At 71.0% G+C, this 25,983-nt stretch carries 25 protein-coding genes and 2 pseudogenes; 13 read left to right on the forward strand and 14 right to left on the reverse strand.

Going from position 1 to position 25,983, the window contains the following annotated elements; genetic code table 11:
* Nucleotides 1–42 precede the first annotated feature (42 nt).
* A complete protein-coding gene (locus tag ACHFIV_RS04640) occupies nt 43–711 on the forward strand; it encodes a DUF6304 family protein (protein WP_398963782.1) in 669 nt (222 codons plus the stop codon).
* Nucleotides 712–971: 260 nt separating this feature from the next.
* Here ACHFIV_RS04640 and snpA read toward each other — a convergent pair whose 3' ends face one another.
* Nucleotides 972–1,649 carry a snapalysin gene (gene snpA, locus ACHFIV_RS04645; RefSeq protein ID WP_398963783.1) on the reverse strand — a complete coding sequence of 226 codons (678 nt, stop codon included), beginning with the start codon at nt 1,647–1,649 and terminating at the stop codon, nt 972–974.
* 257 nt (nt 1,650–1,906) lie between these two features.
* Here snpA and ACHFIV_RS04650 point away from each other — a divergent pair, with 257 nt between their 5' ends.
* From ACHFIV_RS04650 to ACHFIV_RS04665, 4 genes are all read left to right on the forward strand, one after another.
* The gene (locus ACHFIV_RS04650; RefSeq protein ID WP_398963787.1) at nt 1,907–2,860 is read left to right on the forward strand and encodes a LysR family transcriptional regulator; all 954 of its coding nucleotides are present in this window, start codon (nt 1,907–1,909) and stop codon (nt 2,858–2,860) included.
* 82 nt (nt 2,861–2,942) lie between these two features.
* Nucleotides 2,943–3,947, forward strand: a complete 1,005-nt coding sequence (locus ACHFIV_RS04655; protein ID WP_398963790.1) for an NAD-dependent epimerase/dehydratase family protein — start codon at nt 2,943–2,945, stop codon at nt 3,945–3,947.
* 9 nt (nt 3,948–3,956) lie between these two features.
* On the forward strand, nt 3,957–4,310 hold the full coding sequence (locus ACHFIV_RS04660) for a DUF952 domain-containing protein (RefSeq protein ID WP_398963793.1): 354 nt from the start codon (nt 3,957–3,959) through the stop codon (nt 4,308–4,310).
* Complete coding sequence (locus ACHFIV_RS04665; protein ID WP_398963796.1) at nt 4,307–5,188, forward strand: SDR family oxidoreductase; 882 nt, start codon at nt 4,307–4,309, stop codon at nt 5,186–5,188. The genes ACHFIV_RS04660 and ACHFIV_RS04665 overlap by 4 nt, the downstream gene beginning before the upstream one ends.
* Nucleotides 5,189–5,316: 128 nt before the next feature.
* Here the strand turns inward: ACHFIV_RS04665 and sodN are convergent, their stop codons facing one another.
* Complete coding sequence (sodN, locus tag ACHFIV_RS04670) at nt 5,317–5,712, reverse strand: superoxide dismutase, Ni (protein WP_398963798.1); 396 nt, start codon at nt 5,710–5,712, stop codon at nt 5,317–5,319.
* 177 nt (nt 5,713–5,889) lie between these two features.
* On the opposite strand from sodN, the gene sodX reads away from it, so the two are divergent.
* Nucleotides 5,890–6,327 (forward strand): nickel-type superoxide dismutase maturation protease, encoded by a 438-nt coding sequence (gene sodX / locus ACHFIV_RS04675; RefSeq protein ID WP_398963801.1) that lies wholly within the window; start codon nt 5,890–5,892, stop codon nt 6,325–6,327.
* Here sodX and ACHFIV_RS04680 read toward each other — a convergent pair.
* Nucleotides 6,231–6,860, reverse strand: a complete 630-nt coding sequence (locus tag ACHFIV_RS04680; protein WP_398963803.1) for a CGNR zinc finger domain-containing protein — start codon at nt 6,858–6,860, stop codon at nt 6,231–6,233. The genes sodX and ACHFIV_RS04680 overlap by 97 nt on opposite strands.
* Nucleotides 6,861–6,920: 60 nt before the next feature.
* Here ACHFIV_RS04680 and ACHFIV_RS04685 point away from each other — a divergent pair, with 60 nt between their 5' ends.
* Nucleotides 6,921–7,718, forward strand: coding sequence for a class I SAM-dependent methyltransferase (locus tag ACHFIV_RS04685; protein ID WP_398963805.1), 798 nt, complete (start codon nt 6,921–6,923; stop codon nt 7,716–7,718).
* A 123-nt stretch (nt 7,719–7,841) separates the two neighbouring features.
* Here ACHFIV_RS04685 and ACHFIV_RS04690 read toward each other — a convergent pair whose 3' ends face one another.
* From ACHFIV_RS04690 to ACHFIV_RS04700, 3 genes are read right to left on the reverse strand one after another with little or no spacing between them, the layout of a single operon-like run.
* Nucleotides 7,842–8,603 carry an amino acid ABC transporter ATP-binding protein gene (locus ACHFIV_RS04690; protein ID WP_398963807.1) on the reverse strand — a complete coding sequence of 254 codons (762 nt, stop codon included), beginning with the start codon at nt 8,601–8,603 and terminating at the stop codon, nt 7,842–7,844.
* Complete coding sequence (locus tag ACHFIV_RS04695; protein ID WP_398963810.1) at nt 8,600–9,568, reverse strand: amino acid ABC transporter permease; 969 nt, start codon at nt 9,566–9,568, stop codon at nt 8,600–8,602. The genes ACHFIV_RS04690 and ACHFIV_RS04695 overlap by 4 nt, the downstream gene beginning before the upstream one ends.
* A gap of 27 nt (nt 9,569–9,595) precedes the next feature.
* Nucleotides 9,596–10,555 (reverse strand): ABC transporter substrate-binding protein, encoded by a 960-nt coding sequence (locus ACHFIV_RS04700; protein WP_398963812.1) that lies wholly within the window; start codon nt 10,553–10,555, stop codon nt 9,596–9,598.
* A 522-nt stretch (nt 10,556–11,077) separates the two neighbouring features.
* On the opposite strand from ACHFIV_RS04700, the gene ACHFIV_RS04705 reads away from it, so the two are divergent.
* From ACHFIV_RS04705 to ACHFIV_RS04725, 5 genes and pseudogenes are all read left to right on the forward strand, one after another.
* Nucleotides 11,078–12,313: an NADP-dependent malic enzyme gene (locus tag ACHFIV_RS04705; RefSeq protein WP_398963815.1), complete on the forward strand. Its 1,236-nt coding sequence runs from the start codon at nt 11,078–11,080 to the stop codon at nt 12,311–12,313.
* 243 nt (nt 12,314–12,556) lie between these two features.
* On the forward strand, nt 12,557–13,522 hold the full coding sequence (locus ACHFIV_RS04710; protein WP_398963817.1) for a zinc-binding dehydrogenase: 966 nt from the start codon (nt 12,557–12,559) through the stop codon (nt 13,520–13,522).
* 35 nt (nt 13,523–13,557) lie between these two features.
* A pseudogene (locus ACHFIV_RS04715) lies at nt 13,558–14,067 on the forward strand (GNAT family N-acetyltransferase); the annotation flags it as partial.
* Between the two features lie 146 nt (nt 14,068–14,213).
* The gene (locus tag ACHFIV_RS04720) at nt 14,214–14,423 is read left to right on the forward strand and encodes a sigma factor-like helix-turn-helix DNA-binding protein (RefSeq protein WP_033298277.1); all 210 of its coding nucleotides are present in this window, start codon (nt 14,214–14,216) and stop codon (nt 14,421–14,423) included.
* Nucleotides 14,423–14,995 (forward strand): Clp protease N-terminal domain-containing protein, encoded by a 573-nt coding sequence (locus ACHFIV_RS04725; protein ID WP_398963821.1) that lies wholly within the window; start codon nt 14,423–14,425, stop codon nt 14,993–14,995. Before ACHFIV_RS04720 ends, ACHFIV_RS04725 begins: the two co-directional genes overlap by 1 nt.
* Before the next feature lie 45 nt (nt 14,996–15,040).
* Here the strand turns inward: ACHFIV_RS04725 and ACHFIV_RS04730 are convergent, their stop codons facing one another.
* Together ACHFIV_RS04730 and ACHFIV_RS04735 are read right to left on the reverse strand one after the other, a co-directional pair.
* Entirely contained in the window at nt 15,041–16,018 is a 978-nt protein-coding gene (locus tag ACHFIV_RS04730; RefSeq protein WP_398963824.1) for a PadR family transcriptional regulator, read from the reverse strand.
* Nucleotide 16,019: 1 nt separating this feature from the next.
* Nucleotides 16,020–16,877, reverse strand: coding sequence for a hypothetical protein (locus ACHFIV_RS04735; protein ID WP_398963826.1), 858 nt, complete (start codon nt 16,875–16,877; stop codon nt 16,020–16,022).
* A gap of 197 nt (nt 16,878–17,074) precedes the next feature.
* On the opposite strand from ACHFIV_RS04735, the gene ACHFIV_RS04740 reads away from it, so the two are divergent.
* Nucleotides 17,075–17,938 (forward strand): hypothetical protein, encoded by an 864-nt coding sequence (locus ACHFIV_RS04740; RefSeq protein ID WP_398963829.1) that lies wholly within the window; start codon nt 17,075–17,077, stop codon nt 17,936–17,938.
* A 9-nt stretch (nt 17,939–17,947) separates the two neighbouring features.
* Here ACHFIV_RS04740 and ACHFIV_RS04745 read toward each other — a convergent pair whose 3' ends face one another.
* The 6 genes and pseudogenes from ACHFIV_RS04745 to ACHFIV_RS04770 all read right to left on the reverse strand — a co-directional run bounded on the left by ACHFIV_RS04745 (nt 17,948) and on the right by ACHFIV_RS04770 (nt 25,944).
* The gene (locus ACHFIV_RS04745) at nt 17,948–18,130 is read right to left on the reverse strand and encodes a DUF6104 family protein (RefSeq protein ID WP_003961784.1); all 183 of its coding nucleotides are present in this window, start codon (nt 18,128–18,130) and stop codon (nt 17,948–17,950) included.
* Nucleotides 18,131–18,221: 91 nt separating this feature from the next.
* Nucleotides 18,222–22,022: a multifunctional oxoglutarate decarboxylase/oxoglutarate dehydrogenase thiamine pyrophosphate-binding subunit/dihydrolipoyllysine-residue succinyltransferase subunit gene (locus ACHFIV_RS04750; protein WP_398963832.1), complete on the reverse strand. Its 3,801-nt coding sequence runs from the start codon at nt 22,020–22,022 to the stop codon at nt 18,222–18,224.
* 259 nt (nt 22,023–22,281) lie between these two features.
* Complete coding sequence (locus tag ACHFIV_RS04755; RefSeq protein WP_398963835.1) at nt 22,282–23,358, reverse strand: HAMP domain-containing sensor histidine kinase; 1,077 nt, start codon at nt 23,356–23,358, stop codon at nt 22,282–22,284.
* Nucleotides 23,355–24,092 carry a response regulator transcription factor gene (locus ACHFIV_RS04760; protein WP_014154105.1) on the reverse strand — a complete coding sequence of 246 codons (738 nt, stop codon included), beginning with the start codon at nt 24,090–24,092 and terminating at the stop codon, nt 23,355–23,357. Before ACHFIV_RS04760 ends, ACHFIV_RS04755 begins: the two co-directional genes overlap by 4 nt.
* A 232-nt stretch (nt 24,093–24,324) precedes the next feature.
* Nucleotides 24,325–25,008 (reverse strand): spermidine synthase, encoded by a 684-nt coding sequence (locus ACHFIV_RS04765; RefSeq protein ID WP_398963838.1) that lies wholly within the window; start codon nt 25,006–25,008, stop codon nt 24,325–24,327.
* A gap of 97 nt (nt 25,009–25,105) precedes the next feature.
* A pseudogene (locus ACHFIV_RS04770) lies at nt 25,106–25,944 on the reverse strand (nucleotidyltransferase domain-containing protein).
* Between the last annotated feature and the right edge of the window lie 39 nt (nt 25,945–25,983).

Below are 25,983 nucleotides of genomic sequence, written 5' to 3' on the forward strand. Positions count from 1 at the left end.
GCCACGGGGCGGGCCGGCGGGCAGGGGCTACAGTCCCTGCTCATGACAGATGAGTCGTGGGCAGGCTGGTACCGGGACCGTCATGGTTCCGAGGCCGTCATTCTCACCACGGACGGACAGCAGCTCCGTATCCGCGTCCGGGGTACGGACTTCGAGGGCGAGAGCTTCGACGGTCTGGGCCCCGTGGCCGGCGCCCCGGTCCCGGAGGGGCTGTTCGACCTGGTGGACGGGGTGCTCGACGACTGTGTCCTGGAGTGGGACCTCCCGTTGCCGGTATCGGTGTCGGGGGCCGTCCGCCAGGCCACGCTCAGCTGCCTGCTGTCCCTGCGAAGGGCGGATCCCGATCTGTATCTCGCCCTTCACCTGGACGGCGCGGTGTACGAGTCGAACCGTGCCGAGGGCGACTTCGCCGCCGCGCTGGCCACGGTCCAGCGGACCCTGCCGCCGGACATGCACCTGCAGACCTGCATAGCCTGCGCCTTCTCCGACTACTTCCCGGCCCCGGTACGCGGTCTGTCCGGCGGGCTCGCCTGCTTCCGCGGTGCGAAGGACGCCTACCGCGACGTGGCCGACGGGGACGACGTCGCCGGCCTCTGGGACCGGCGCACCGGCTTCGTCCAGGAGATATGGAGCTGCCGGGAGTTCGAACCGCGTCCGGCGCACGGGGCCGGCACGGGGCACCGGGGTGCCTTCCCGCTCGAACTGGCCTGAGGGCGGCGTCCGACGCGCTGAGCCGGCTGCCGGGCGCACCGTGTCCCGCTCGGACCGGCCGGGGCGGCCCCGACCGGCCCGAGCGGCGGGGGAGGGCCGGGGGCGCCGCAGAGGGCCGCTCCGCTCCGACGGAACGGCCCCGCCCACCGGGTGCTCGACGGTGTCACCGATCGTGCCGGTGACCACCGTCGGCACCGGTGGCCACCATTGGTGCTGGTGGTACCCGTTGTGCTGTGGTGCTACCCGTTGTGCTGCGGGTGTCAGGACGCCGTGCGGGCCAGGGCGGCCACCAGTCCGTTCTGCCACAGGCTGTTCACCCGTGAGCGCTCGGCCGGGTCGGGATAGGCGTTCGTGCAGGACGGGCCGGGGCCGCCACCCGACATGAGCTCGCTGCAAGGCCCCGTGTAGTGGTCGGGAAGCCCCAGCACGTGCCCGGTCTCATGGGTGGTGACCCGGGTGGAGTCGTACTGCTGGTTCTGGGCGTAGTCGAGGAAGATGTAGCCGCTTCCGTGCCCGTCCGTGCTCGCGTACGAGCCCCGGGAGTCGTTGCCCTCGCGGTAGTCGAAGTCGGCGTTCGAGCCCTCCTGCAGCTTCACGTTGCTGACCGAGCTGTTCCAGATGCTGGTGCTGCTCGCTATCTGGCTCCGGAAGCTGGGGGCGCCGGCGGCGCTGTAGACCACGGTGACCGCCGCCGCACCCGGGTTCGCGGCTCGCTTCTCGGCGACCGACTTCATGACGGCGTCGAAGAAGGCCTTGTTCGACGCGGCGTTCTCGCTCGACCCCGCGTACGCGTCGTAACCGGCCTGCGCCGCGCCCACGGTGGCCGCGGATCCGGAGGACGGGGCGGCGGCGACCGCGGGGGTGGTGCCGAGCGCGGCGGCGAGGCCGAGTCCGAGACCGGCCACGGCTGACATGACGGCTGTCCTGGGGTGTCTCATGGGGGGTGTCTCCTGCCTGTCCGATGAACCCCGCCCGGAGGCCGGGCGGGGAACGGGTGGGGGGTACGGAGAGAGTGTCGGGGCAGCCGGGCCCACGGCGGATGATGTCAACCGGCGATAGCGCCGCCCTATCGCCCCGGACAGGAACCACACAGAATCAGCACGTTCCGGTCGCCCCGACACCCCCCGGATCGGCCCGTTTAGAGGGGGTTGAAGCCTCTGGTGCTCGAAGCGCGAACAGTCATACCCTCGCCGTCATGGAGCTGGAGGTGAGACACCTCAAGGCGCTCTGCGCCATCGCCGACACGGGAAGCCTGCACCAGGCGGCACGACGGCTGGGCGTGAGTCAGCCCTCCTTGACCACCCAGCTCCAGCGAATCGAGAAGAGCATGGGCGCGGAGCTGTTCCGCCGCGGGAGGACGGGCTGCCGGCCGACCCTCCTGGGGCGTGCCGTCCTCAGCCGGGCCCGCCCCCTGGTGGACGGCATGTCGGCCCTGGTCGGTGCCGCGCTGGCGGAGGCGGAGGCGGCCCGGGCCGGTGCGCCCGGCCTGCGGATCGGGTCCACCGCGAGCAGGGTGATCGGCGGCTGGCTGCGCCGGCTCCGGGTGAGACTGCCCGGCACCGACATCTCGCTCCGGGTGGACGTGTCGGCCCGTGCGCTGCTGGGAGCGGTCGCGGCGGGCCGGCTCGACGTCGCCTTCGTGCACGAGGTGGAGGGCTGCCCGCTGACGGTTCCTGACGGCCTGGCACAGCGTGTACTGCTGGAGCGCGAACCGCAGTTCATCTCGCTGGCCCGGGACCACCCGGCGGCCGGACGGCCGGTGGTCGACCTCGACGACCTGGCGGACGACCGGTGGATGGTCGATCCCTCGGTGGACGGTGAATGGGACGGGGTGCGCCGGGTCCTCGGCGCGGCGGGCCTCGATCCGCCTGTCCTGCACGGCGACTACCTCACGGCGGCGTCCCTGGTGGTCCTCGGCGAGGCGGTCGCCCCCTGCCAGCCGACCTCCGGCCCCCGGGAGGACATGGCGATCCGCCCCCTGCGCGGCGACCCCCTGGCGGTGCGGCTGCTGCTGGTCTCGCGGCCCGGCGCGGACACGGACGCCGTGTACGAGGAACTGGAGGCGGCCTACCGTGACGCGGCACGGCGGGCCGAGGAGTACCACCGGTGGCTGCTGCGCCACCGCAGTCCGCTCGCGCGCACACCGTGAGCACGGTTCCCCGTTCTGCCGGGAGTTCTGCCAGGAGCGAGGTCCCGTTCCCTCCACGCGTCCCGACGGGCACGATCACCGCATGAGGCTCTTGATGCTGGGCGGAACGGAATTCGTCGGACGCGCGGTCACCGACGCGGCGCTCGGACGCGGCTGGGAGGTCACCGCCTTCCACCGGGGCCTGCACGCGCCACCGGCCGGGGTCCGGACGCTTACCGGTGACCGGACCACGGGCGAGGCGGGCCTCAGGGCACTGGCCGGCGGCACCTGGGACCTGGTGGTCGACACGTGGAGCGGTGCCCCCTCGGCCGTGCGGGACGCCGCACGGCTCCTGTCCGGCAGCGCCGGCCACTTCAGCTACGTCTCCAGCAGGTCCGTGTACGCCTACCCCGCCCCGGCGGGGCTCGCGGAGGACGGCCCCCTGGTGACGGGCGCCTCGCCCGACGCCGGCCACGACGTCTCCTACGCCCTGGCCAAGCGCGGTGGAGAGCTCGCGGCACTCGACGCATTCGGCGAACGGGCGCTGCTGGCCCGGGCCGGACTGATCCTCGGCCCCGGGGAGAACGTCGGCCGCCTGCCGTGGTGGCTGGGCCGGACGGCCAGGGGCGGGCCGGTCGTCGCCCCGGGCCCGCCGGATGCCGGCCTCCAGTACATCGACGCCCGGGACCTCGCGGACTGGCTCCTGGACGCCGCGGTCAACGGTCTGTCGGGGGCCTACAACACCGTGAGCCACCCGGGGCACACCACCATGGGCGAACTCCTGGAAAGCTGCGTCCGTGTCACCGGCTCCCGCGCCCGACTGCGCTGGACCGATCCCGAGGTGCTCCTCGCGGCGGGCGTCGAGCCGTGGACGGACCTGCCGCTCTGGCTGCCGGCCGGAGAACTCCACGACACTTTGCACCAGGGAGACGCCGCCAAGGCGCACGCCGCCGGTCTGCGTTGCAGGCCCGTCGGGGAAACCGTCGCCGACACGTGGGCCTGGCTGTGCGAGCGGGGAGGCGCAGCCCCGCAGCGGCCCGACCGCCCTGCCGTCGGTCTCGACGCGCGGACCGAGGTGCAACTCCTGGCGGCGCCCGGCAGCCCTTAGCGTGGCCCGATGACCGAACAGCTGCTGCACCTCACGGAACGGCCCCTGTGGGAGGCCGCCCGCACAGCGGGGACGTACGAGATGTCGACCCGGGGCCGGACCCTGCGGGAGGAGGGGTTCATCCACTGCTCGCTGCCCCACCAGCTCCCCGCGGTGGCACGCGCCGTGTACGGGGCCGAGAGCGAAGGCCTGGTGGTCCTCGTCATCGACCCCGGCCGGCTCGCGGCGCCCGTCCGGTACGAGGCCCTGGAGCCGGGCGGCGAGGAGTTCCCGCACATCTACGGACCGCTGCCGGCGAGCGCGGTCGTGGATGTGCGTCCCTGGGCCGAGCCCCTGGCGCGGCGGGAGGGTGAGGCGGGATGATCAGCGCCCTCGTCGCGGTGACCGGCGCGAGCGGGGCGGTCGGCGGGCGGGTCGCCGCGCGGCTGGCCCGCACCGGCGTCCCCGTACGTCTCCTCGGCCGCGACCCCGCCCGGCTGCCCCGGCTGCCCGGCACGGCCACCGCGCCTCCCGCGGCGTACGGCGACGGCGAGGCCATGCGCCGTGCCCTCGACGGCGCGCACACCCTCTTCCTCGTCTCGGCGCACGAGAGCCCGGACCGGGTGCTGGAACACACCACGGCGGTGGACGCGGCCCTCGCCGCGGGTGTGGAGCGCATCGTGTACGTGTCGTTCCTCGGCGCGGCACCGGACGCGACGTTCACGTTCGCGCGCGACCACTGGCACACCGAGGCGCACATCCGTATGACCGGCGTGCGCCACACCTTCCTCCGGGACAGCTGGTATCTCGCGGGTATCCCCGCCATGACGGGGGCCGACGGCGTCCTGCGCGGTCCCGGCGGGGAGGGACGGGTCTCGGCGGTCTCCCACCAGGACATCGCCGACTCGGCGTCAGCCGTGCTGCTGGACGAGGGAACCGGCCACGACGGTGCGACGTACGACCTCACGGGCCCCGAGGCGTTCACCCTGGCCGAGGCGGCAGGGGAGCTGAGCCGGCGCACCGGCCGCGAGATCAGGTACGTGCCGGAGACCAGGGAGGAGGCCTACGCCTCCCGCGCCCACTACGGTGCCGAGGACTGGGAGCTGGCCGGATGGGTCACGTCGTACGAGGCGATCGCGGCCGGTGAGCTGGACACCGTCTCCGGCGCCGTCCCCGCCCTCACGGGCCGCCCGGCCCAGGACCTGGCCACCTATCTCCAGGAGAACCCCGACAGTTACAGCCATCTCCTGCCGCGTTCCTGACCCGGCGGACGGTCGGGAAAGACCGCACCCGGCCCGTCGACCACCGAGAACGGCGGCCGACGGGCCGGGTGCGGACGGACGGCCGAAGCGACCCGCTACATCACGGGGCCGGACGGCCCGGCCCGGGATCAGGCCTTCTTGGTCTCCCAGAAGATCTTGTCGATCTGGGCGATCAGGTCCAGGGCCTTCTGGCCCGTGGCCGGGTCGTTCGAGGCCTTGGCCGCGGAGAGCGCCTTCAGGGTGTCGTTGACCAGCTGGTGCAGCTCCGGGTACTTCTCGAAGTGCGGGGGCTTGAAGTAGTCGCTCCAGAGCACCGAGACGTGGTGCTTCGCGAGCTCGGCACGCTGTTCCTTGATCAGAACGGCGCGCGTGCGGAAGTCCGCGTCCTCATTGGCCTGGTACTTCTCCTGGACGGCCTTGACGGACTCCGCCTCGATGCGGGCCTGGGCCGGGTCGTACACACCGCAGGGCAGGTCGCAGTGGGCGCTGACCTTCACCTTGGGGGCAAACAGGCGGGAAAGCATGGAGCTGTCCTTCCTCGTGATCGTCTTCTCAGGTGGGACATTACTCCGTAGGAAGCCGCTTTTTGCGGCTGCCCCCTAGGGCTTAGGCCAAAAGTCCGGGATGAGGACGGGACCGTGGCCGAAATGCGGAGCGGTGCGCACGCCGCGTGCTGGAGGATGGACCGGGAGGTGCCACAGATGCCGGAACCGGCACAGGAGCCGTGGAGCGGGCGGGCGGCGCGCAGGCCGTTCCAGGTGGTGGAGGTGACGGGGCCGTCGATGGTGCCCACGCTCTACCACGGGGACTGGCTGCTCGTGCAGCGCGGAGCGCCCGTGCGTCCGGGGGACGTGGTGATCCTGCGGCACCCGTTCCAGCAGGACCTGCTGGTCGTCAAGCGGGCCGTCGAGCGGCGCGGTGGGGGCTGGTGGGTGCTGGGGGACAACGCGTACGCGGGCGGGGACAGCACGGACTACGGGACGGTGCCCGAAGAGCTCGTGCTGGCCCGGGTACGGGCCCGGTACAGGCCGCTGCGAAAGGATCAGCGCTCGGTGCTCGGGCTGCTGGGCTGGGCGGTGGCCGCGGTGCGCCGCGTCTCGCCGGAGCGTTCCGTCTCCAGGCGCTTGCGGGCCCGGTAGGCCGCGACGTTGGCCCGGGTCGCGCAGCGGTCCGAGCAGTAGCGCCGCGAGCGGTTGGTCGAGGTGTCGAGGTAGGCGTTGCGGCAGGGCGCCGCCTCGCACATGCCCAGACGGTCCACACCGTGCGAGGTGAGGTGGAAGGCGAGGCCCATCGCCGCGATCGCGGCGAAGCCCGCCGTCGCGTTCGACGGATGGTCGGCGAGGTGCATGTGCCAGTCCGGTTTCCCGTCCTCGTCCCGTGCGTCGTGGCCGGAGATCTGGGGGCTCACCGGGAACTCCAGCAGCAGTGAGTTGAGCAGGTCGACCGCGAGGGTCTCCTCCCCGCTGTCGGCCGCCTCGAACACCGCGCGCAGCCGGGCCCGGACGGACCGGAAGCGGGTCACGTCCGCATCGGTCGCGCGGCGGGCCGCCTGCGCGTTGGCGCCGAAGAGGTCACGGATGGACTCGACCGTGGTGAGGGAGTCCTTGCCGCGGGCCGGCTCCTCGGTGTTGACCAGACGCACGGCGTAGTCCGAGTAATAGGCCAATTCCACTTGTAGTCCTTACGGCGCGGGTCTATGGTCGATGTGCCGACCAGTGTAATGGGTGGTCGCATGCAATGGGTATTACGATCGCGGGTACAGGTGGAGGTTCGAGTGACGGCGACGGGCACCGACTGGCAGTCCTGGCAGGAGAGCTGGGACAGGCAGCAGGAGTGGTACATGCCGGACCGCGAGGAGCGGTTCCGGGTGATGCTGGACATGGTCGAGGCCGTCGTGGGGCCCGAACCGAGAGTGCTGGACCTGGCGTGCGGTACGGGCAGTATCACCGACCGGCTCCTCAAGCGGTTCCCGAACGCCACGAGTACCGGGGTCGACCTCGACCCCGCGCTGCTCGCCATCGCGCGCGGCACCTTCGAGGGGGACGGTCGCGTCACCCTCGTGACCGCCGACCTGAAGGACGCCACCTGGACGGAACGCCTCCCGCATCGGTCGTACGACGCCGTCCTCACCGCCACGGCCCTGCACTGGCTGCACCGCGAGCCGCTCGCCGCCCTGTACGGGCAGATCGGCGGGCTGGTCAGGGACGGCGGGGTCTTCATGAACGCGGACCACATGATCGACGGGGACACCCCGCGCATCAACGCCGCCGAACGGGCCCACCGGCACGCGGCCATGGACCGGGCGCGGGCCGAGGGGGCCCTGAACTGGGCCGAGTGGTGGGCCCTCGCCGCGAAGGACCCCGTGCTCGCGGCGCCCACCGCCGAGCGTTTCGCGATCTACGGCGAGCACGCGGACGGCGACATGCCGTCCGTCCACTGGCACGCGCACACCCTCCGCGAGGCCGGCTTCGGCGAGGCGCGCGCGGTCTGGGCCTCGCCGTCGGACAGCCTGGTGCTCGCGGTGAAGTAGGGGCGGACCGGGCCCGCCGCGGCTGCTGACGAAGCGGGCGGCGGAAACGAGGAGGGCGGTACGGACCGGATCCGTACCGCCCTCCTCGTTTCCGCGACGCTGCCGCGGTACTCCCGGCCGCCGCTACAGCACCTTCGACAGGAAGGACTTCGTCCGGTCGTGCTGCGGGTTCGTCAGGACGTCGCGCGGGTGGCCGGACTCGACCACGACGCCGTCGTCCATGAAGACGAGAGCGTCACCCACCTCGCGGGCGAAGCCCATCTCGTGCGTGACGACGATCATCGTCATGCCCTCCTCGGCCAGGCCGCGCATGACGTCGAGGACGTCGCCGACCAGCTCCGGGTCGAGCGCCGACGTCGGCTCGTCGAAGAGCATCAGCTTCGGCTCCATGGCCAGGGCACGTGCGATGGCCACGCGCTGCTGCTGCCCGCCGGAGAGCTGGGACGGGTAGTTCTTCGCCTTGTCGGACAGGCCGACCCGGTCCAGGAGGCGCTCCGCCCGTGCCCGGGCGACGGCCTTGGCCTCGCCCTTGACCTGGATCGGCGCCTCCATGACGTTCTCGAGAGCCGTCATGTGAGGGAACAGGTTGAAACGCTGGAAGACCATGCCGATGTCCCGGCGCTGCAGCGCGACCTCGCTGTCCTTGAGCTCGTGGAGCCGGTCGCCCTTCTGCCGGTAGCCGACCAGGTCGCCGTCGACGTACAGACGCCCGGCGTTGATCTGCTCCAGGTGGTTGATGCACCGCAGGAACGTCGACTTGCCGGAGCCCGACGGGCCGATCAGGCAGAAGACCTCACGCGGGGCGACCTCCAGGTCGATGCCCTTGAGGATGTGCGCGGGTCCGAAGGACTTGTGTACGCCCTCGGCCTTCACCATGGCGGTCATGCGGAAACACCTCCGGAGGGGCGGTTGCTGAAGGAGGTGAGGGCGACCTTGGCCCGCTGGAACGGTGTGAGCGGCAGGCTGCGCAGGCTGCCCCGGGCGTAACGGCGCTCCAGGTAGTACTGGCCCACGCTGAACACGCTGGTCATCACGATGTACCAGATGGAGGCGACGAAGAGCATCTCCATCACCGCGTAACTGGTCGAGCCGATCTGCGAGGTGGAGCGCAGCAGCTCGTTGTAGGTGACCGCGTACACCAGCGACGAGGTCTTCAGCATGTTGATGAACTCGTTGCCGGTCGGCGGGATGATCACGCGCAGGGCCTGCGGAAGGACGACGCGGCGCATGGTCTTCGCCTGGGTCATGCCGAGCGCGTGCGAGGCCTCGGTCTGGCCCTCGTCCACCGACTGGATACCGGCCCGGACGATCTCCGCCATGTACGCGGCCTCGTTGAGGGCGAGCCCCAGCAGTGCGCACATGAACGGCGTCATCACGTCGGTCATCTCGTCCTTGTAGACGAACGGGATGTTGAGGACCGGGAAGATCAGGGCCAGGTTGAACCAGAGCAGCAGCTGTACGTAGACGGGGGTGCCGCGGAAGAACCAGATGTACAGCCACGCCACCCAGCTGGTCACCGGGTTCCTGGAGAGCCGCATGACGGCGAGCACCACACCCAGGACCACGCCGAGGACCATGGCGAGCACGCTGATCATCAGCGTGCGGCCGGCCCCGGCCAGGACGGTGTCGTCGAACAGCTTGTCCTGGACCGCCTGCCACTGGATGTCGCCCTGCGAGAAGGCGTACGCCAGGGCGGCGAGCAGAGCGAGGACGACCACGCCGCTGATCCAGCGGCCGTAGTGCCGGACGGGAATGGCCTTGATGGTCTCCGGTGCGACGGTGGTGGCCTTGGAGACGGGTGCGGCGGCGACGGATGGGCCGCCGGGCACCTTGTCGAACTTGTCAGTCACGGTGACTGCCCTTCGGTGGTGCGCCGGTCACTTGCCGCCGTTGATGGCGGCCTTGTCGATCGCGCCGGTACCGGCACCCCACTTGTCGAGCACCTTCTTGTAGGAGCCGTCGGCGATGATCGCGTCCACGGCCTCCTTGAGCACGTCGCGCAGCTCGGTGTTGTCCTTGTTCACGGCGATGCCGAACGGGCCGGCGTCGACCTGCTCACCGACGACCTCGAAGTCCTTGCCGCCGCCGGCCTTGCGGGCCAGGTCGACCGCGACTGGGTAGTCGTTGACACCGGCGACGGCGCCGCCCGACTTCACGCGGGTCTGGGCCTCGGTGTCGTTCTCGAAGGACTCGATCTTGACGGCCTTCTCACCGGCGTCCGTGCAGGCCTTGGACTGCTTCTTCAGGGCTTCCTCGTACGTGGTGCCGCGCTGGACAGCCGCGACCTTGCCGCACAGGTCCTCGATGGACTTGATGCCCTCGGGGTTGCCCTTCTTCGTGTAGACGGCGGTGCCGGCCAGGAAGTAGTCGACGAAGTCGACACCCTTGCCGAGCTTCTTGCCGCTGTCGTCCAGGCCCTCCTGGCGCTGCTTGTTGTCCGTGATCGACGACATGGCGATGTCGTGGCGGCCCGTGTTGAGAGCGGTGATCAGACCGTCGAAGGAGCCCGAGGTGAATTCGAACTTCACGCCCAGCTGCTTGCCGAGGGCCTCGGCGAGATCCGGGTCGACGCCGACGATCTTCCCGTTCTCGACGGACTCCATCGGGGCGTACTCGGCATTCGTGCCGACCTTGATGACACCGGACTTCTGGTACTTCTCCGGAAGCTTGTCGAAGAGCGGGGCACTGTTCTCGGACGTGCCGTCACCGGGCTTCGTCGAGCCGCTCTCGGTCTGGTCGCCACAGGCGGTCAGCAGCAGCGTGCCGGCGACCGCGACTGCGCAGACCGCGGCAATCCGGGACTTCGCGGTCGTACGACAGAGGGTGCTTGCGGTCATGATCGGAATCCTCCGGCGGTGAGGGAGTGCTGGTCAGGTGGGCACGCACGCACCTTCGAGTGTCGCCACCTTGTGTGATTAGGGCATCTTGCCATTCGGACTCACCCAAACAGGGGGCCCGTCATGTCAAAATCGGGTAACGGGCGACCCCCGAACCTCAACGGGCCGGTACCGCAGGGCCGGACCATCTGTTGGAAAGTGCGTGCTGCCCCGGAGAATCTCCGGTGCGTCTCGACCTACGGACGGCCTTTGTAGCCCTTAGTGGACTTGTCCAGATATTCGGCTATGAGTCATGTCACCGAGTCGATACCGACTCGTAAGAGGCCCGGTCCGTCCGGTAAGAAAGACCTTTACACCCCTCATCCGGGGCCCAGGGCGCGTGTGCGGCGCGCCCGCGCGTATGTGCCTCCCCAGCCGGAGTGGTCCAACCGCTCAGCGCCGGGAACGTACGCGGTGCCCGCCCACCCCTCCTCAACCAGGAGTGGCCACCCTCAACTGATGAAGACTTAAGGGGTCAACACAATGGCAGCGGAGATCGTCAATCCTCGCAGCGACAGCAATACGCACGGCACGGCCGATGCGGCGGGACTCAGCAGTGCGGACGAGCCCTTCGACCCGGCCTTCGCGCTCCACCGCGGCGGGAAGATGGCCGTGCAGGCCACCGTCCCGATCCGCGACAAGGACGACCTGTCCCTCGCGTACACGCCCGGCGTGGCAAAGGTGTGCAGCGCCATCGCCGAGAATCCCGAGCTCGTCCACGACTACACCTGGAAGTCGCAGGTCGTGGCCGTCGTGACGGACGGCACCGCCGTCCTCGGCCTCGGGGACATCGGCCCTGAGGCCTCCCTCCCCGTGATGGAGGGCAAGGCCATTCTCTTCAAGCAGTTCGGCGGTGTCGACGCGGTGCCGATCGCGCTCGCCACGACCGACACGGACGAGATCATCGACACCGTCGTGCGCCTCGCGCCGTCCTTCGGCGGGGTGAACCTCGAGGACATCTCGGCGCCCCGGTGCTTCGAGATCGAGCGCAAGCTCCAGGAACGCCTCGACATCCCCGTCTTCCACGACGACCAGCACGGCACCGCCGTGGTGACGCTCGCGGCGCTGCGCAACGCGGCGAAGCTCTCCGGCCGGACACTCGGTGACCTCCGCGCCGTCATCTCCGGCGCGGGTGCCGCGGGTGTGGCCATCGCGAAGTTCCTGCTGGAGGCGGGCATCGGCGACGTCGCCGTGGCCGACCGCAAGGGCATCGTCAGCGGCGACCGCACGGACCTCACGGACGTGAAGCGCGAGCTGGCGGAACTCACGAACCGGGCGGGCATCACCGGCTCGCTGGAGACGGCGCTGGCCGGCGCCGACGTCTTCATCGGGGTCTCCGGCGGTACGGTCCCCGAGCCGGCGGTGGCCTCCATGGCGCCCGGTGCCTTCGTGTTCGCCATGGCCAACCCGAACCCCGAGGTGCACCCCGACGTCGCGCACAAGTACGCGGCCGTGGTGGCGACCGGGCGGTCGGACTACCCGAACCAGATCAACAACGTGCTCGCCTTCCCCGGCATCTTCGCGGGCGCGCTGCAGGTGAGGGCCTCGCGGATCACCGAAGGCATGAAGATCGCCGCCGCGAACGCGCTGGCGGACGTCGTCGGTGACGAACTGGCCGCGGACTACGTGATCCCGTCGCCGTTCGACGAGCGGGTCGCTCCCGCCGTCACCGCCGCGGTGGCGGCGGCCGCCCGCGCGGAGGGCGTCGCGCGACGCTGACGCCGGGCAGGGGCGGGCGGTGCCGGGGTCGAACGGGACCCGGGCCCCGGCCGCCCCTTTTGCGTTCCCTGCACCGCGTCCGCCCCCTTCCGCGGGGAAAGGCCCCGTGCCGGGAAGGCCCCGTGCCGGGAAGGCCCCGCGCCGGGCGCCGTGCCCGCCGCTTCCCGGGAGCATGGGCTGTGGGGTGCGTGTCACACCATCGAACAGTTACGTCACGGCGCGTCACGGCCTATCGTCGTGGCCATGTTCGCCGCCTACGCAGCCCGTATCGACCGTGACCGGCCCCTCGACGGACTGGAGCTGGGCGAACGCCCGGCGCCCGAGGCGCGACCCGGGTGGACCACCGTCCAGGTCCGGGCCGCATCGCTCAACCACCACGACCTCTGGTCCCTGCGCGGTGTGGGTCTGGCCGAGGACAAGCTGCCCATGATCCTCGGCTGTGACGCCGCGGGGGTCGACCAGGACGGCAACGAAGTCGTCCTGCACTCCGTCATCGGCCAGACCGGACACGGCGTGGGCCCGGACGAGCCGCGTTCCATCCTCACGGAGCGCTATCAGGGCACCTTCGCCGAGCAGGTCACCGTCCCGAGCTGGAACGTGCTGCCCAAGCCGAAGGAACTCACCTTCGAGCAGGCCGCCTGCCTGCCGACCGCCTGGCTGACGGCCTACCGGATGCTGTTCACCAACGCGGGCGTGCGGCCCGGCGACTCCGTCCTCGTCCAGGGAGCGGGCGGCGGCGTGGCCACTGCCGCGATCGTGCTCGGGAAGGCCGCCGGGCTCCGGATGTTCGCCACCAGCCGCGACGAGGCCAAGCGCAAGCGGGCCGTCGAACTGGGAGCCGTCGAGGCCTACGAGCCCGGCGCCCGGCTGCCCAGGCGGGTCGACGCCGTCATCGAGACCGTCGGGGCGGCGACCTGGTCCCACTCGGTCAAGTCGCTGCGCCCCGGCGGCACCCTGGTCATCTCGGGCGCCACCAGCGGTGACCGGCCCTCGCACGCCGAGCTGACCCGGGTCTTCTTCCTCGAGCTGAAGATCGTCGGTTCCACGATGGGCTCCAAGGACGAACTGGAAGACCTGTTGTCGTTCTGCGCGGCCACCGGCGTACGGCCCGTCATCGACGGGACGCTCCCGCTGGACCGGGCCCGCGAGGGCTTCGAGCGGCTCGCCGCGGGAGACCTGTTCGGGAAGATCGTGCTCACCGCCTCGTGACCGTGCACGCGCGGCGGGGAGCCGCCGCCACGGAGCTGCTGACCCCCGAAGGGCTGCTGTTGCGGCCCTGGCGGCCCGACGACGCCCCGGCGGTGCTCCGCGCCTTCGCGCCGCCGGAGATGGCGCGGCAGGCGGGCCGGCCGGTCACGACCACCGCTGAGGCGCTGGCGTGGATAGCGGGCCGGCAGGACGAACGGGCTGCCGGCATGGGATACACCTGGGCCGTCGTCCGCGAAGGCGCGGCGCTCGGATCCGTGGCCGTGACAGCGGTGAACCGTGTCCACGACACCGGCTGGGTCTCCTACTGGACCACCGAAACGGCACGCGGCACCGGCATCGCCGCCGCCGGTGTGCGGGCCCTGGCGCGCTGGGCCTTCGATGGTCTGGGGCTCCACCGCCTGGAGCTCGGACACAGGACGAACAATCCCGCCTCCTGCGCCGTGGCGCTGCGGGCCGGCTTCGCCGCAGAAGGCATCGAGCGTCAGAAGCTCCGCTACGGGAGCGCCCGGTACGACGTGGAGCGCCACGCTCGCCTCGCCACCGATGACGATGCCGACGGTGCCGATGCCAATGGTGCCGGTGCCAACGGTGCCAACGGTGCCAACGGTGCCGATGTCGCCGGCGTGGCTGCCGACGGCGCCGGTGTCAACCACGATTGACAGCGCCCCTGATGTCAACGTAAGTTGACACCATGACCGAAGCAACGGATCTCGCCGCACGCGCCGGTGACCATGACCCGCGCGTCGGGCTGCGTGCCGTGGCCGCGCTGCGGCGGCTGCTCGAGCAGCTCGAAGCCGTCCAGGTGAGGAGCGCACGCGTCCAGGGATGGTCGTGGCAGGAGATCGCCGCCGAGCTGGGTGTCAGCAGGCAGGCCGTGCACAAGAAGTACGGGAGGCATTGATGTTCGAGCGATTCACCAAGGGGGCCCGGGCCACCGTGACCGGCGCGGTGACCCACGCCGAGCGGGCCGGAGCGGACTCGGTCACCGAGGAGCACCTGCTGCTGTCCCTGCTGGACCAGGAGGGCAGCCGGGCCTCCTTCGCCGTCACCGCCCTGGGGCTCACCGACCGCCGCGCATCGGTGGAGGCGGCGCTCGGTGAGGCCCGCCGCCGCGGTGGGCTCACCAAGGCCGACACCGAGGCACTCGCCGGTCTGGGCATCGACGTCACCGAGATCGTGGCCCGGGTCGAGGGGGCCCATGGCGAAGGCGTGCTCGCGGGCGACCGCACGAACCGCCGGTGGTGGTCCGCGCAGCGTCCCTTCACGGCCGGTGCCAAGGGCATCCTCGAGAAGTCCCTGCGTGTCGCCCTCGGCAGACGGGACCGCTTCATCGGCGAGGAACACCTGCTGCTCGCCCTGACCGCGGGCCCCGGCGTCGTGGCCGACGTCCTCGCCGAGCACGGCGCCACCTACACGGCCGTGGAACGGGCGCTGTACGGCGACGGAGGGCAGGGACGGGCACAGGCGAGCTGACCGGTCACCGCCCGGCCGGGATGACCGGCCGGGCCATGGCCTTCGTCAGGAGCCGCCGGAGCCGCCCCTCGCGTCGTCCGCCGTGCCGCGCAGGGCCGAGTCGATGCCTATCGCAGCAGTGGCGAGGTGACGGCGGGCCTGCGAGAGCTGCGCCTCGGTGACGCCGTGGTCGCGGGCCGTGTCACGGATGTCGTCGCGGAAGCGGTCCAGCAGCCGGTCCAGGTCGCGGGCCGGATCGCCCGTGGTGGTGGCATCGGGGGCCCACTCGATGTCCGGCTCCGCGGGCTCCGGACGGCTGTACGAGGGCCAGGTGCCGGTCCTCGCGAAGCTGCCGAGCTGGCCGGTGATCTCGGCCAGCCCGTCCCGCACACCTGCCGGCCAGTCCCCCCTCGCGAAGTGCTCCTGGACCTGGCGCGCCGCGTTCTGCATCTGCTCGCGCGCCTTCTCGTGCGCCTCCTGCGCCTGGCGGCGGGCCTGTTCCGCGTCCTCGCGGGCCTTGCGGGACTCGTCCTTCGCCCTGCGGGCCTGTTCCTTCCACTGTTGCTGTGCCTTGCGCAGCTCCTCCTTCGCCGTGCGCCAGGCCTCCTTGTCCCCGAATCCCGGATCCCATCCGTTCCGGCTGCCGCCGGAGGTGTGCCGGGACTCGGATGCCGCCGCGCGCATCTCGCTGCGGAGCTGACCTGCCGCGCCCCGCACGTCCTCGCGGATCTCGGCTGCCAGCTCGGAGACGGAGTCGCGGATCTCCAGCTCCAGGTCGGCCAGCTCGCCACCACGGTCCGCCAGCTCGGCCCGCCCTGCTTCGGTGAGGGAGTAGACCTTGCGGCCGCCGTCGGTGGCATGGGTGACCAGGCCCTCGGCCTCCAGCTTGGCGAGCCGCGGATACACGGTGCCCGCCGAGGGGGCGTACAGGCCCTGGAAGCGTTCCTCCAGGAGCCGGATCACCTCGTACCCATGGCGGGGAGCTTCATCCAGCAGCTTGAGGAGATACAGGCGCAGACGGCCGTGGGCGAATACGGGAGCCATGTCAGAGCACCTTTCCGGTCGGCTCGGCGGCATGCGTGGTGTCCTGGGCGGGTGGGCGGCGCAACAGGGCGATCGAACCCGAGACGGTGGTGGCCCTCAGCTTCCCCGTGCCCGCGCCCAGCGTGCCGGTGATCTTCTTCGCGCCCCACTGACCGCCCACACGCAGGTCCTCGAAGGCGTTGGAGACGGTACCGCTCGCGGTGTTCGCCTCGACCTTCGCGTCCGCCGGGTGGGGCAGCCGGATGGCGATCTCGCCGGACACCGAGGCCAGCCTGATGTCCGTCGGCTTCGGCGAGGTGTCGAGGTCCAGCACCATGTGGCCCGTCACGGACTCCGCGCGGACCGAGGTGCCGGCGCCCTCGACGACCGTCAGATCACCCGACACGGACTGGAAGCGGAGGTCTCCGGTGACGGTCTGGGCCTCCAGACTGCCGGACACGGTCTCGGCACGGACGACGCCGGACAGCCCCACCAGGGTGCTGTCGCCGGAGATGCCCCGCAGCTCCGTGCGTCCACGGATCCCGGAGACGACCGCCTCGGCGCCGATCACGCCGACTTCCACCGTCGCGCCGGCCGGTACGGCGAGGGAGACCGCGGCGCTCCGGCGAGGACTCCGGCGGTCGAGCCAGGTGAGAAGGCCCTGCCAGGGCAGATCCTCGTAGGCGACGGTGAGGGTGCCGTCCTCCAGGGTCACGATCAGCGGTGGACCCTCCAGGGCGGACACCTCCAGTCGGGCGGCCGGCTCGTCGGTGCCGACGACGTTGACCGCGCCGTCGACGATGCGCACGTTGAGTGCTGTCACAGGGCCGTCGAAGGTGAGCTTCTCGGGCTCGGTGACGGTCCACGTCGACTCAGGCATGGAGTTGACCTCCCACTGGGTGGAGCGACGCAACATATCGCGTCTTCTTGAGAACACGATATATCGCGGATGGGGGAAGTCAAGGAGGAATCGAAAGGGTGCTCGCGGGCGGGCGCCCACGAGCGGGTGTACGCGAAAGGGTGGAGCGATCAGTCCCATTCATTCACTCCTGAGCGATTTGCCCTAGCGTGTGAGGCATGACCGCGACATCTGTGGGTGCTCTGCTCCTCTGCCGGGCAGGCCCCGAGACCGTACGGCCCGTGGCCCGTCTGCTCCGGGAGCGCATGCTGCTGGTGCCCGCGGGGGACGGCTGGAGCGTGCTCGTCCCCGAGGGGAAGCCCTGGCGTAAGGACGGCCACGGGGGCCACGGCGGCGCGTCGGGCGACCGGGGTCCCGAGCCCGTCGACCGCGTCGTCGGCGGCTGGGCCACCGCCCTCGCGGTGGGCTCCGCCTGGCCGGTGCTCGCCCTGTGGTGGGACGGCGACCGGTCCGGTTACACCCTCGCTTCGGGCTTCCGCCGCCCGGTCGGCTACATCTGGCTGGCCGACGGCACTCCGGCGGCGGAGGAGGAGGCCATCCGGACGTCAGCCGTCCGGCTGGGCCTCGATCCGGTCCTGGACGTACAGGCGCTGGAGGCCCTCACCCGCGCCGATCCCGGCGCGGACGCCGACGCGCGGCTGCGCGGACTGCTGGCCGTGCTCACCCGGGCCGGGGTGCGCCTGCCGCCCGGTCTCTCGCCCGGCGAGCCCGCCGACAGGCTCCGCTCGGCCGCCGGGATCCATCCGGAGGCCGAACAGATCGAATGGGCGGGCCTGCGTGATGCCGTACGGGCCGAACTGGACGCCGTCGAGAGCGGCCGACTCGGCCCCTGGGTGCTCGGGCCCAGGGCCCGGGCGGTGGCCGCGGCGCAGGTCACCGCAGGCCTGCCACTGGCCCTGTGGGGTGCACGACGGCGCAGCGGCGGATGGTTCACCGCCGGCCTGCTGCTCCTGGCGCAGGGACTGCTGGGGCTCGCGTACAACCGCTTCAGGGACACGGGGAGGGCGAGCGCCGGACGGTGACCACCCCGACTACTCGTCTTCGTCCTCGTCGTCGAGCCGGGCGAGCCAGGTCGCGAGACGCTCGACGGGGACCTCGAAGTCGGGGTTGAGGTCGACGAACGTACGGAGCTGCTCGGCCAGCCACTCGAAGGTGACCTCCTCCTCGCCGCGCCGCTTCTCCAGTTCCTCGATGCCACGGTCCGTGAAGTACATACGACCAGAATAACGACGGCGGAAAGCGGGAGGGCCCGGCCCCACGAGACGCTCGTGGGGCCGGGCCCTCCCGGTGACGTACAGCCGCTGATCAGGCCTCGAAGACCTCGGCGACCAGCTGGGCCTGCTCGGCCTGGTGACGCTTGGCCGAGCCGACCGCGGGGGACGAGCCGTGCGGACGCGAGATGCGGCGCAGGCGCTCACCGTGCGGGACGTCGGCGCCGACGGCCAGGTCCAGGTGGTCGATCAGGTTGAGCGCGATGAACGGCCACGCACCCTGGTTCGCCGGCTCCTCCTGGGCCCAGAGGTACTTCTCGGCGTTCGGGTACTTGGCGATCTCCGCCTGGATCTCCGCACCCGGCAGCGGGTACAGACGCTCCAGACGGATGATCGCCGTCTCCGTGTCGCCACGCTTCTCGCGCTCGGCGTCCAGGTCGTAGTAGAGCTTGCCGGACACGAAGACGACCTTGCGGACCGCGTCGGCCTTGACCGTCTCGTCGCCGATCACCGGGCGGAAGCCGCCGGTGGTGAACTCCTCGACCTTCGACGCGGCCGCCTTGAGGCGGAGCATCGACTTCGGGGTGAAGACGATCAGCGGCTTGTGGTGCGGGTTGTGCACCTGCCACCGCAGGAGGTGGAAGTAGTTCGACGGGAGGGTCGGCATCGCGACCGTCATGTTGTCCTGCGCGCACATCTGCAGGAAACGCTCCGGACGGGCGGACGAGTGGTCAGGACCCTGGCCCTCGTAACCGTGCGGGAGGAGCAGGGTGACGCCGGACGTCTGGCCCCACTTCTGCTCGGCCGAGGAGATGAACTCGTCCACGACGGTCTGGGCGCCGTTGACGAAGTCGCCGAACTGGGCCTCCCAGATGACCAGGGACTCCGGGCGGGCCAGGGAGTAGCCGTACTCGAAGCCCATCGCCGCGTACTCGCTGAGCAGCGAGTCGTAGACGTTGTAACGGGCCTGGTCCTCGGAGAGGTAGAGCAGCGGGGTGTAGTCCTCGCCGGTCTTCTGGTCGACGAGAACGGCGTGCCGCTGTCCGAACGTGCCGCGGCGGGTGTCCTGTCCGGCGAGCCGGACCGGGGTGCCCTCCATGAGCAGGGAGCCGATGGCCAGGGTCTCGCCCATGCCCCAGTCGATCGTGCCGTTCTCCACGGAGGCGGCACGGCGCTGCATCTGCGGCAGGAGGCGCGGGTGGACGGTGATCCCGTCGGGGATGTTCACCTGCGACTCGGCGACCAGCTTCACGACCTCGGAGGAGACCGCGGTGGTCACGGCGACCGGGAACTCGGCCTGCACGTCCGGGACATGCGGCTGGGACGGTGCCGAGGTGGCCTCGCGGACCTCCGCGAACACCTTCTCCAGTTGCCCCTGGAAGTCCTGGAGGGCCTGCTCGGCCTCCTCCAGCGTGATGTCGCCACGACCGATGAGGGACTCGGTGTAGAGCTTGCGCACCGAGCGCTTCTTGTCGATCAGGGTGTACATCTGCGGGTTGGTGAACTCCGGGTTGTCGCCCTCGTTGTGACCGCGGCGGCGGTAGCAGATGAGGTCGATCACGACGTCCTTGTTGAACGTCTGCCGGTACTCGAAGGCGAGCCGCGCGACGCGGACCACGGCCTCCGGGTCGTCGCCGTTGACGTGGATGATCGGCGCCTCGATCATGCGCGCCACGTCGGTGGCGTACATCGAGGAGCGCGAGGACTCCGGGGCGGCGGTGAAGCCGACCTGGTTGTTGATCACCACGTGCACGGTGCCGCCGGTGCGGTATCCGCGCAGCTGCGACATGTTGAGCGTCTCGGCGACGACGCCCTGGCCGGCGAAGGCCGCGTCGCCGTGGAGCGCGACGGGCAGGACCGTGAAGTCCGTGCCGCCCTTGTTGATGATGTCCTGCTTGGCGCGGGCGATGCCCTCCAGCACCGGGTCGACCGCCTCCAGGTGCGAGGGGTTGGCGGCCAGCGAGACCTTGATCTGCTCGCCGTCCAGCCCGGTGAAGGTGCCCTCGGCGCCCAGGTGGTACTTGACGTCACCGGAGCCGTGCATCGACCGCGGGTCGAGGTTGCCCTCGAACTCCCGGAAGATCTGGGCGTACGACTTGCCGACGATGTTCGCCAGGACGTTCAGCCGGCCACGGTGGGCCATGCCGATGACGACCTCGTCGAGACGGGCCTCGGCGGCGGAGTCGATGACCGCGTCGAGCAGCGGGATGACGGACTCGCCGCCCTCCAGCGAGAAGCGCTTCTGACCGACGTACTTGGTCTGCAGGAACGTCTCGAAGGCCTCGGCGGCGTTGAGGCGGCGCAGGATCCGCAGCTGCTCCTCGCGCTCCGGAGCCGGGCGCGGACGCTCCACCCGGTCCTGGAGCCACTTGCGCTCCTTCGGCTCCTGGATGTGCATGAACTCGATGCCGGTGGTGCGGCAGTACGACTCACGCAGGACGCCGAGGATGTCGCGGAGCTTCATCATCGTCTTGCCGGCGAAGCCGCCGACCGCGAAGTCCCGCTCCAGGTCCCACAGGGTGAGCCCGTGCTCGGTGATGTCCAGGTCGGGGTGCTTGCGCTGGCGGTACTCCAGCGGGTCGGTGTCGGCCATCACGTGGCCGCGGACCCGGTAGGAGTGGATGAGTTCGAAGACCCGCGCGGCCTTGGTGACGTCGTCGTCGTGCGAGGCGTCGATGTCCTTGAGCCAGCGGACCGGCTCGTAGGGGATGCGCAGCGCCTTGAAGATCTCGTCGTAGAAGTCGTTCTCGCCGAGCAGCAGCTGGGACAGGACGCGCAGGAACTCGCCGGAGGCGGCACCCTGGATGACCCGGTGGTCGTAGGTCGAGGTCAGGGTCATGACCTTCGAGATGCCCAGCTTGTTCAGGGTGTCCTGCGAGGTGCCCTGGAACTCGGCCGGGTAGTCCATCGCGCCGACGCCCATGATGAGGCCCTGTCCGGGCATCAGGCGGGGCACCGAGTGGACGGTGCCGATACCGCCGGGGTTGGTCAGCGAGGCGGTGACACCGGAGAAGTCGTCCATACCGAGCTTGCCGACGCGGGCACGGCGGACGATGTCCTCGTAGGCCTGCCAGAACTCGAAGAAGTTGAGCGTCTCGGCCTTCTTGATGGCCGCGACGACGAGCTGGCGGTCGCCGTTCGGCTTCACCAGGTCGATGGCCAGGCCGAGGTTGACGTGCTCCGGCTTGACCAGGGTCGGCTTGCCGTCCTTCACCGCGAAGGAGTAGTTCATCGACGGCATGGCCTTGAGGGCCTGCACCATCGCGTACCCGATGAGGTGCGTGAAGGAGATCTTCCCGCCGCGGGCGCGCTTGAGGTGGTTGTTGATGACGATGCGGTTGTCGAAGAGCAGCTTCACCGGCACGGCGCGGACCGACGTGGCCGTCGGCAGCTCCAGCGAGGCGTTCATGTTCTTCGCGACGGCGGCCGACGGGCCGCGCAGCGTCACGAACTCGGGGCCACCGGGGGCCTCGGCCGGAGCCTCGGCCTTCGCGGGTGCCGGAGCCTCGGCCTTCGCGGGCGCGGCCTTGGCGGGGGCGGCCTTCGCGGGTGCGGCCGGTGCCGCCGGGGCGGCGGCAGCCGGCTTCGCCGGGGCCGCGGGGGGCGAGGCCGGAGCCTGCGCCGGAGCGGTGTTGTTCGCGGCGGCGGCCGGAGCCGGGGTCACCGCTCCCGCGGGTGCGGGGACGGGCTTGTCCGCCGTGCCGGACGTGCCCGGCTTGTAGTCGGCGAAGAAGTCCCACCAGGCACGGTCGACCGAATTGGGATCCTGGAGGTACTGCTGGTAGATCTCGTCGACGAGCCACTCATTGGGGCCGAAAGCGGCGGCCGGGTTGGACCCGGAGCCCGCTTCTTGATCGGTCGAGATGCTCGAGTTACTGGGGGACTGAGACGACACGGCGGCAACCGCCCTCTTCCGCTTCACAAGGTGATGGACAGCGGAAATCAAGGCTACGCCTCCCCAGCCGTTACGTGCAGGCCGGGCCGGTCTTCGTCGTGCACATCACATCGGAAGCCGGGTTTCGGCGCATGAAATGGCGGGAAACAAGCAGAGTTCCACTGCCCTTCGGGTACGCGAGGCCAGTGCTGCAGCCCCTTCGACCGTATCTCTTTCCCGGGCGTGAGGGAGAACGGGGCCCTCCGCTTCGAACAGAGGGTCAACCGTGCGTCGGCGCGATCCCCGGAAGGGTGACCTGGATTCGGCATCCGCGGGCGGATTCGGCCACGCCGATGCGGCCGCCGTGCAGATCCACGGCCCAGCGGGCGATCGCGAGGCCGAGCCCCGTGCCGCCGTCGCTGCCCGGACCGTGCGGGGACGGCGCCTGGCCGCGGTTGAAGCGCTCGAAGACCCGGTGGCGCTCGGCCTCCGGGATGCCGGGTCCCTCGTCGATGACTTCCAGCTCCAGCGACTCGGGGTACTCCCCGCGCCGCGCCAGCACCGTGACCCGGCCGTGCGGCGGGCTGTGCTTGACGGCGTTGTCGATCAGGTTGGCGACCACCTGGTGCAGGCGTTCCGCGTCCGCGTGCGCCGTCAGCTCGGGTGGCGACACGTCGAGGTGCAGATGGACGTCGGTGCGGGAGTGGTTGCCCGAACCGGAGGAGAGCCGGCGCTGCGAGGCGGCGAGGTTCGCTTCCTTCAGCACCCCCGAGAGGTACGGCCAGACCTCGAAGCGGCGCGCCTTGATCGCCACCACGCCGTTGTCCAGCCGGGAGAGGTCCAGCAGGGTCTCCACCAGCCGGCCCAGGCGTTCGGTCTGCTTCAGCGCCGTACGCATCGTCTCGGGATCCGCGGCGGACACCCCGTCGACCACGTTCTCCAGGACTGCTCTGAGCGCCGCGATCGGCGTGCGCAGCTCGTGGGAGACGTTGGCCACCAGCTCCTTGCGGTGCCGGTCCTCGGCCTCCAGGTCGTCCGCCATGCGGTTGATCGTCTGAGCCAGGTCGCCGAGCTCGTCCCGGCGCCCGGCGCCGCTCACCCGCCTCGTGTAGTCGCCGTGCGAGATGGACCGCGCGACGGCGCGCATCTCGTCGAGCGGGGCGGTCAGACCGTGCGCCACGAACTGGGTGATCAGCAGCGTGGCGATCACCGAGAAGACCGTGATGAACCGGAACTCGGTCCTCGTCCTGAGGGCGACGATCAGCAGTCCCGTCGTGATGAAGACGGAGATCACCACGAGTGCGCCCAGCTTGGCCTTGATGGAGAAGGGCCGCAGTCCGGAGCCGGGCCGCGTCATGGCGCGGGTGTCTCCAGGGCGTAGCCGACACCGTGCACCGTACGGATCCGCTCGGCGCCGATCTTCCGGCGCAGGGCCTTGATGTGGCTGTCGACCGTGCGGGTGCCGGAGGCGTCCGCCCAGTCCCAGACCTCGGCCAGCAGCTGCTCGCGGGAGAGCACCGCGCGCGGGGTGTTGGCCAGGCACACCAGCAGGTCGAACTCGGTCGGGGTGAGGTGGACGTCGTCGGCGCGCACCCGGACGCGGCGCTGCGCGTGGTCGATCTCCAGCTCGCCGAGGCGCAGGATGCCGCTGCGCGGCGTCACCGCGGCCAGGGCGGCCCGCTCGACCCGGCGCAGCAGGACGTGCACCCGTGCTGCCAGCTCCCGCATGGAGAACGGCTTGGTCATGTAGTCGTCGGCACCGACCCCGAGCCCGACCAGCATGTCGGTCTCGTCGTCGCGTGCGGTGAGCATCAGCACCGGCACGGGGCGCTGGGCCTGCACCCGGCGGCAGACCTCCAGGCCGTCGAAGCCGGGGAGCATGATGTCGAGCACCATCAGGTCGGGCTGCCAGGCCTCGGCCGCGTCCACGGCCGCGGGCCCGTCCAGTGCGGTCTGCACCAGGAAGCCCTCCGCCCGCAGCCGGGCGGAAATGGCGTCGACGATCGTCGCGTCGTCCTCGACCACCAGCACCCGGCGCTGAGCCCCGGGGGTGGCCGCGACGCCGTTGTGGGTGGTGTGTGTCTGTTCCATCGCCCCGCCCCTGCCCGTTCTCGCGGAGGCCATTCCCCCGGAGGCACGGTTATCGCTTGTGAATGTCGTCGGTGATCCCTAGTGCCGGTCAGCAGCGTAAAGGCAGAGGACGCCTCTCGGCTACGCAGGGTGTTGTCCGTCGTGAAGGTGTTACCCGCGGGAAGGAGACGGACCGGCGGACTTGTGTCACCTGTTCCATGGTGGGGCAGGGATGTGCATACGGGGTGGGGGTTCAGTGGCCCCGGAGTGCGAGATGGACCACGTCCGGCACACCTCGGGCAACCGCTACTTCTTCGGTTCTTACTGCGCGGAATCCGGCATTCCGCAACGCCCGCGCGAAGGCCGCGGACGGCTGCGCGGACCAGACGGCGAGGACGCCGCCGGGGGTCAGCCGGTCTCGGCAGGTGGCCAGACCGGCGGGCGAATAGAGGCTTCCGTTGTCCTCGGTGACGGTCCACTCGGGCCCGTTGTCGATGTCGAGGCACAGCGCGTCGTAACACTCGGTAGTCGTTCGGAGGTGGGCGACGAGGTCGGCGGGGAGGATCTCGGTCCGCGCGTCGGTGAGCGCGGTACCGGAGACCCGGGCGAGCGGTCCGCCGAGGTGCCAGTCGATGACGGCCTGCTCGCGCTCGACGACCACGATGCGGCCCCATCGCGGCTCGGCGGCGGCCCGTACCAGCGAGAAGCCGACGCCCAGCCCCCCGATCAGCACCGAGGGCCCCGGGCGCCCGACGGGCAGGGCGGCGAGTGCGGCGTCGACCAGCAACCGCTCGGAACGCCCGTCGGAGGTGTCCATCAGGAAGCAGCCGTTGGCGATGATCTCGAGGTCGTCACCGCGCTCGCGCAGGACGACCTCGCCGAACGGGCCCTCGCGCCGGTCGAGGACGACGGGGCGGTGGGCGTCCGTGACGGGCATGGGTGCGGTCTCCGTTCTCCCGCGGCGGGGCGGCTCTCTCCAGGAGCCGCTCATTTTTCCTCGCCACCCGGCCCGCTGCCAGTGGTTTCCCGCGTTCTCACCCTCCTGCGCGGGGTTCCTTCGTCCCGTGGGCCGCCGCGTACTCGGCGGCCAGCCAGGGCCCCAGGTCATCGATGAGCGCGGCGGTCACGGCCCGATCCGGGGACGGCGTCCGTGCCGTCCTCGCGGCCGCCCGGATCTGCGCGGCGCGTTCCGGGTGGTCCGGGTAGTGGAGTGCGAAGAGTTCGGCGGACCGGTGCAGGTCGCTCGTCCAGCCGCCCCAGCGCGGCATCACCAGCGTGAAGGCCGTCCGGACCAGGCGGCGCGCCACGCGCCGGTTCAGCCGCACCCGCGCCTCGTCACCGGCGGCCGCGGCGGCCTGCGCGCGCCACCGGGGGAGCACGGCCGCCAGGTCTCCGTTCGTCTCGCGGGCGAGCAGCGAGGTGGGGCGGTAGCGCGGCAGGAGCGTGGCGAGATCCTCACCCAGCAAGGGGGTGCAGAGGCAGGCGACGAAGAAGCCGGAATCATGGAGCTCGGCCTCGCTGAGCACGTCGCTGAGGAGAAGAGGAGCAGGCCCACTCCGTCGATCACGGTGAACGCGGCGTCCAGGGCCGTGCGGGTCTCCTCGGCCGCCGCCCTGTCCGCGTCGGTGGGCCGGTCGTGCAGGACCACCAGCAGATCCAGATCGGACCGGCCGGGAATGGCCGTGCCCCTCGGGACGCTGCCGTAGAGGTAGGCGCTGTGCAGCCGCCCGGGGCCGAACGACGCGGCGACGCGCGCGCGGGCCGCCGCGACGACCGGCGCGAAAGCCGCCTGTACGTCACGGGCCGCACCCTCGCGCCGGATGGTCCCGTCCGCCGCGAGCCCTCTGTCCTCCGTGCCGGTGTCCTCGCGCATGGGCGGAGTCTCGCAGGCGGGTGCCCGCCCCGCCTTGAT

Source organism: Streptomyces sp. ALB3 (assembly GCF_044385685.1).
Classification (GTDB): Bacteria; Actinomycetota; Actinomycetes; order Streptomycetales; family Streptomycetaceae; genus Streptomyces.

Bases quoted from the DNA above. Each gene is read 5' to 3' on its own strand.
- ACHFIV_RS04725 (WP_398963821.1), top strand. From the start codon at position 14,423: ATGTTCGAGCGATTCACCAAGGGGGCCCGGGCCACCGTGACCGGCGCG.
- ACHFIV_RS04740 (WP_398963829.1), top strand. From the start codon at position 17,075: ATGACCGCGACATCTGTGGGTGCTCTGCTCCTCTGCCGGGCAGGCCCC.
- ACHFIV_RS04690 (WP_398963807.1), bottom strand. From the start codon at position 8,603: ATGACCGCCATGGTGAAGGCCGAGGGCGTACACAAGTCCTTCGGACCC.
- ACHFIV_RS04765 (WP_398963838.1), bottom strand. From the start codon at position 25,008: ATGCCCGTCACGGACGCCCACCGCCCCGTCGTCCTCGACCGGCGCGAG.
- sodX (WP_398963801.1), top strand. From the start codon at position 5,890: ATGCCGGAACCGGCACAGGAGCCGTGGAGCGGGCGGGCGGCGCGCAGG.
- ACHFIV_RS04720 (WP_033298277.1), top strand. From the start codon at position 14,214: ATGACCGAAGCAACGGATCTCGCCGCACGCGCCGGTGACCATGACCCG.
- ACHFIV_RS04700 (WP_398963812.1), bottom strand. From the start codon at position 10,555: ATGACCGCAAGCACCCTCTGTCGTACGACCGCGAAGTCCCGGATTGCC.
- ACHFIV_RS04760 (WP_014154105.1), bottom strand. From the start codon at position 24,092: ATGGAACAGACACACACCACCCACAACGGCGTCGCGGCCACCCCCGGG.
- ACHFIV_RS04660 (WP_398963793.1), top strand. From the start codon at position 3,957: ATGACCGAACAGCTGCTGCACCTCACGGAACGGCCCCTGTGGGAGGCC.
- ACHFIV_RS04705 (WP_398963815.1), top strand. From the start codon at position 11,078: ATGGCAGCGGAGATCGTCAATCCTCGCAGCGACAGCAATACGCACGGC.
- sodN (WP_398963798.1), bottom strand. From the start codon at position 5,712: ATGCTTTCCCGCCTGTTTGCCCCCAAGGTGAAGGTCAGCGCCCACTGC.
- ACHFIV_RS04755 (WP_398963835.1), bottom strand. From the start codon at position 23,358: ATGACGCGGCCCGGCTCCGGACTGCGGCCCTTCTCCATCAAGGCCAAG.
- ACHFIV_RS04655 (WP_398963790.1), top strand. From the start codon at position 2,943: ATGAGGCTCTTGATGCTGGGCGGAACGGAATTCGTCGGACGCGCGGTC.
- ACHFIV_RS04650 (WP_398963787.1), top strand. From the start codon at position 1,907: ATGGAGCTGGAGGTGAGACACCTCAAGGCGCTCTGCGCCATCGCCGAC.
- snpA (WP_398963783.1), bottom strand. From the start codon at position 1,649: ATGAGACACCCCAGGACAGCCGTCATGTCAGCCGTGGCCGGTCTCGGA.
- ACHFIV_RS04685 (WP_398963805.1), top strand. From the start codon at position 6,921: ATGCAATGGGTATTACGATCGCGGGTACAGGTGGAGGTTCGAGTGACG.
- ACHFIV_RS04640 (WP_398963782.1), top strand. From the start codon at position 43: ATGACAGATGAGTCGTGGGCAGGCTGGTACCGGGACCGTCATGGTTCC.
- ACHFIV_RS04710 (WP_398963817.1), top strand. From the start codon at position 12,557: ATGTTCGCCGCCTACGCAGCCCGTATCGACCGTGACCGGCCCCTCGAC.
- ACHFIV_RS04730 (WP_398963824.1), bottom strand. From the start codon at position 16,018: ATGGCTCCCGTATTCGCCCACGGCCGTCTGCGCCTGTATCTCCTCAAG.
- ACHFIV_RS04745 (WP_003961784.1), bottom strand. From the start codon at position 18,130: ATGTACTTCACGGACCGTGGCATCGAGGAACTGGAGAAGCGGCGCGGC.
- ACHFIV_RS04735 (WP_398963826.1), bottom strand. From the start codon at position 16,877: ATGCCTGAGTCGACGTGGACCGTCACCGAGCCCGAGAAGCTCACCTTC.
- ACHFIV_RS04665 (WP_398963796.1), top strand. From the start codon at position 4,307: ATGATCAGCGCCCTCGTCGCGGTGACCGGCGCGAGCGGGGCGGTCGGC.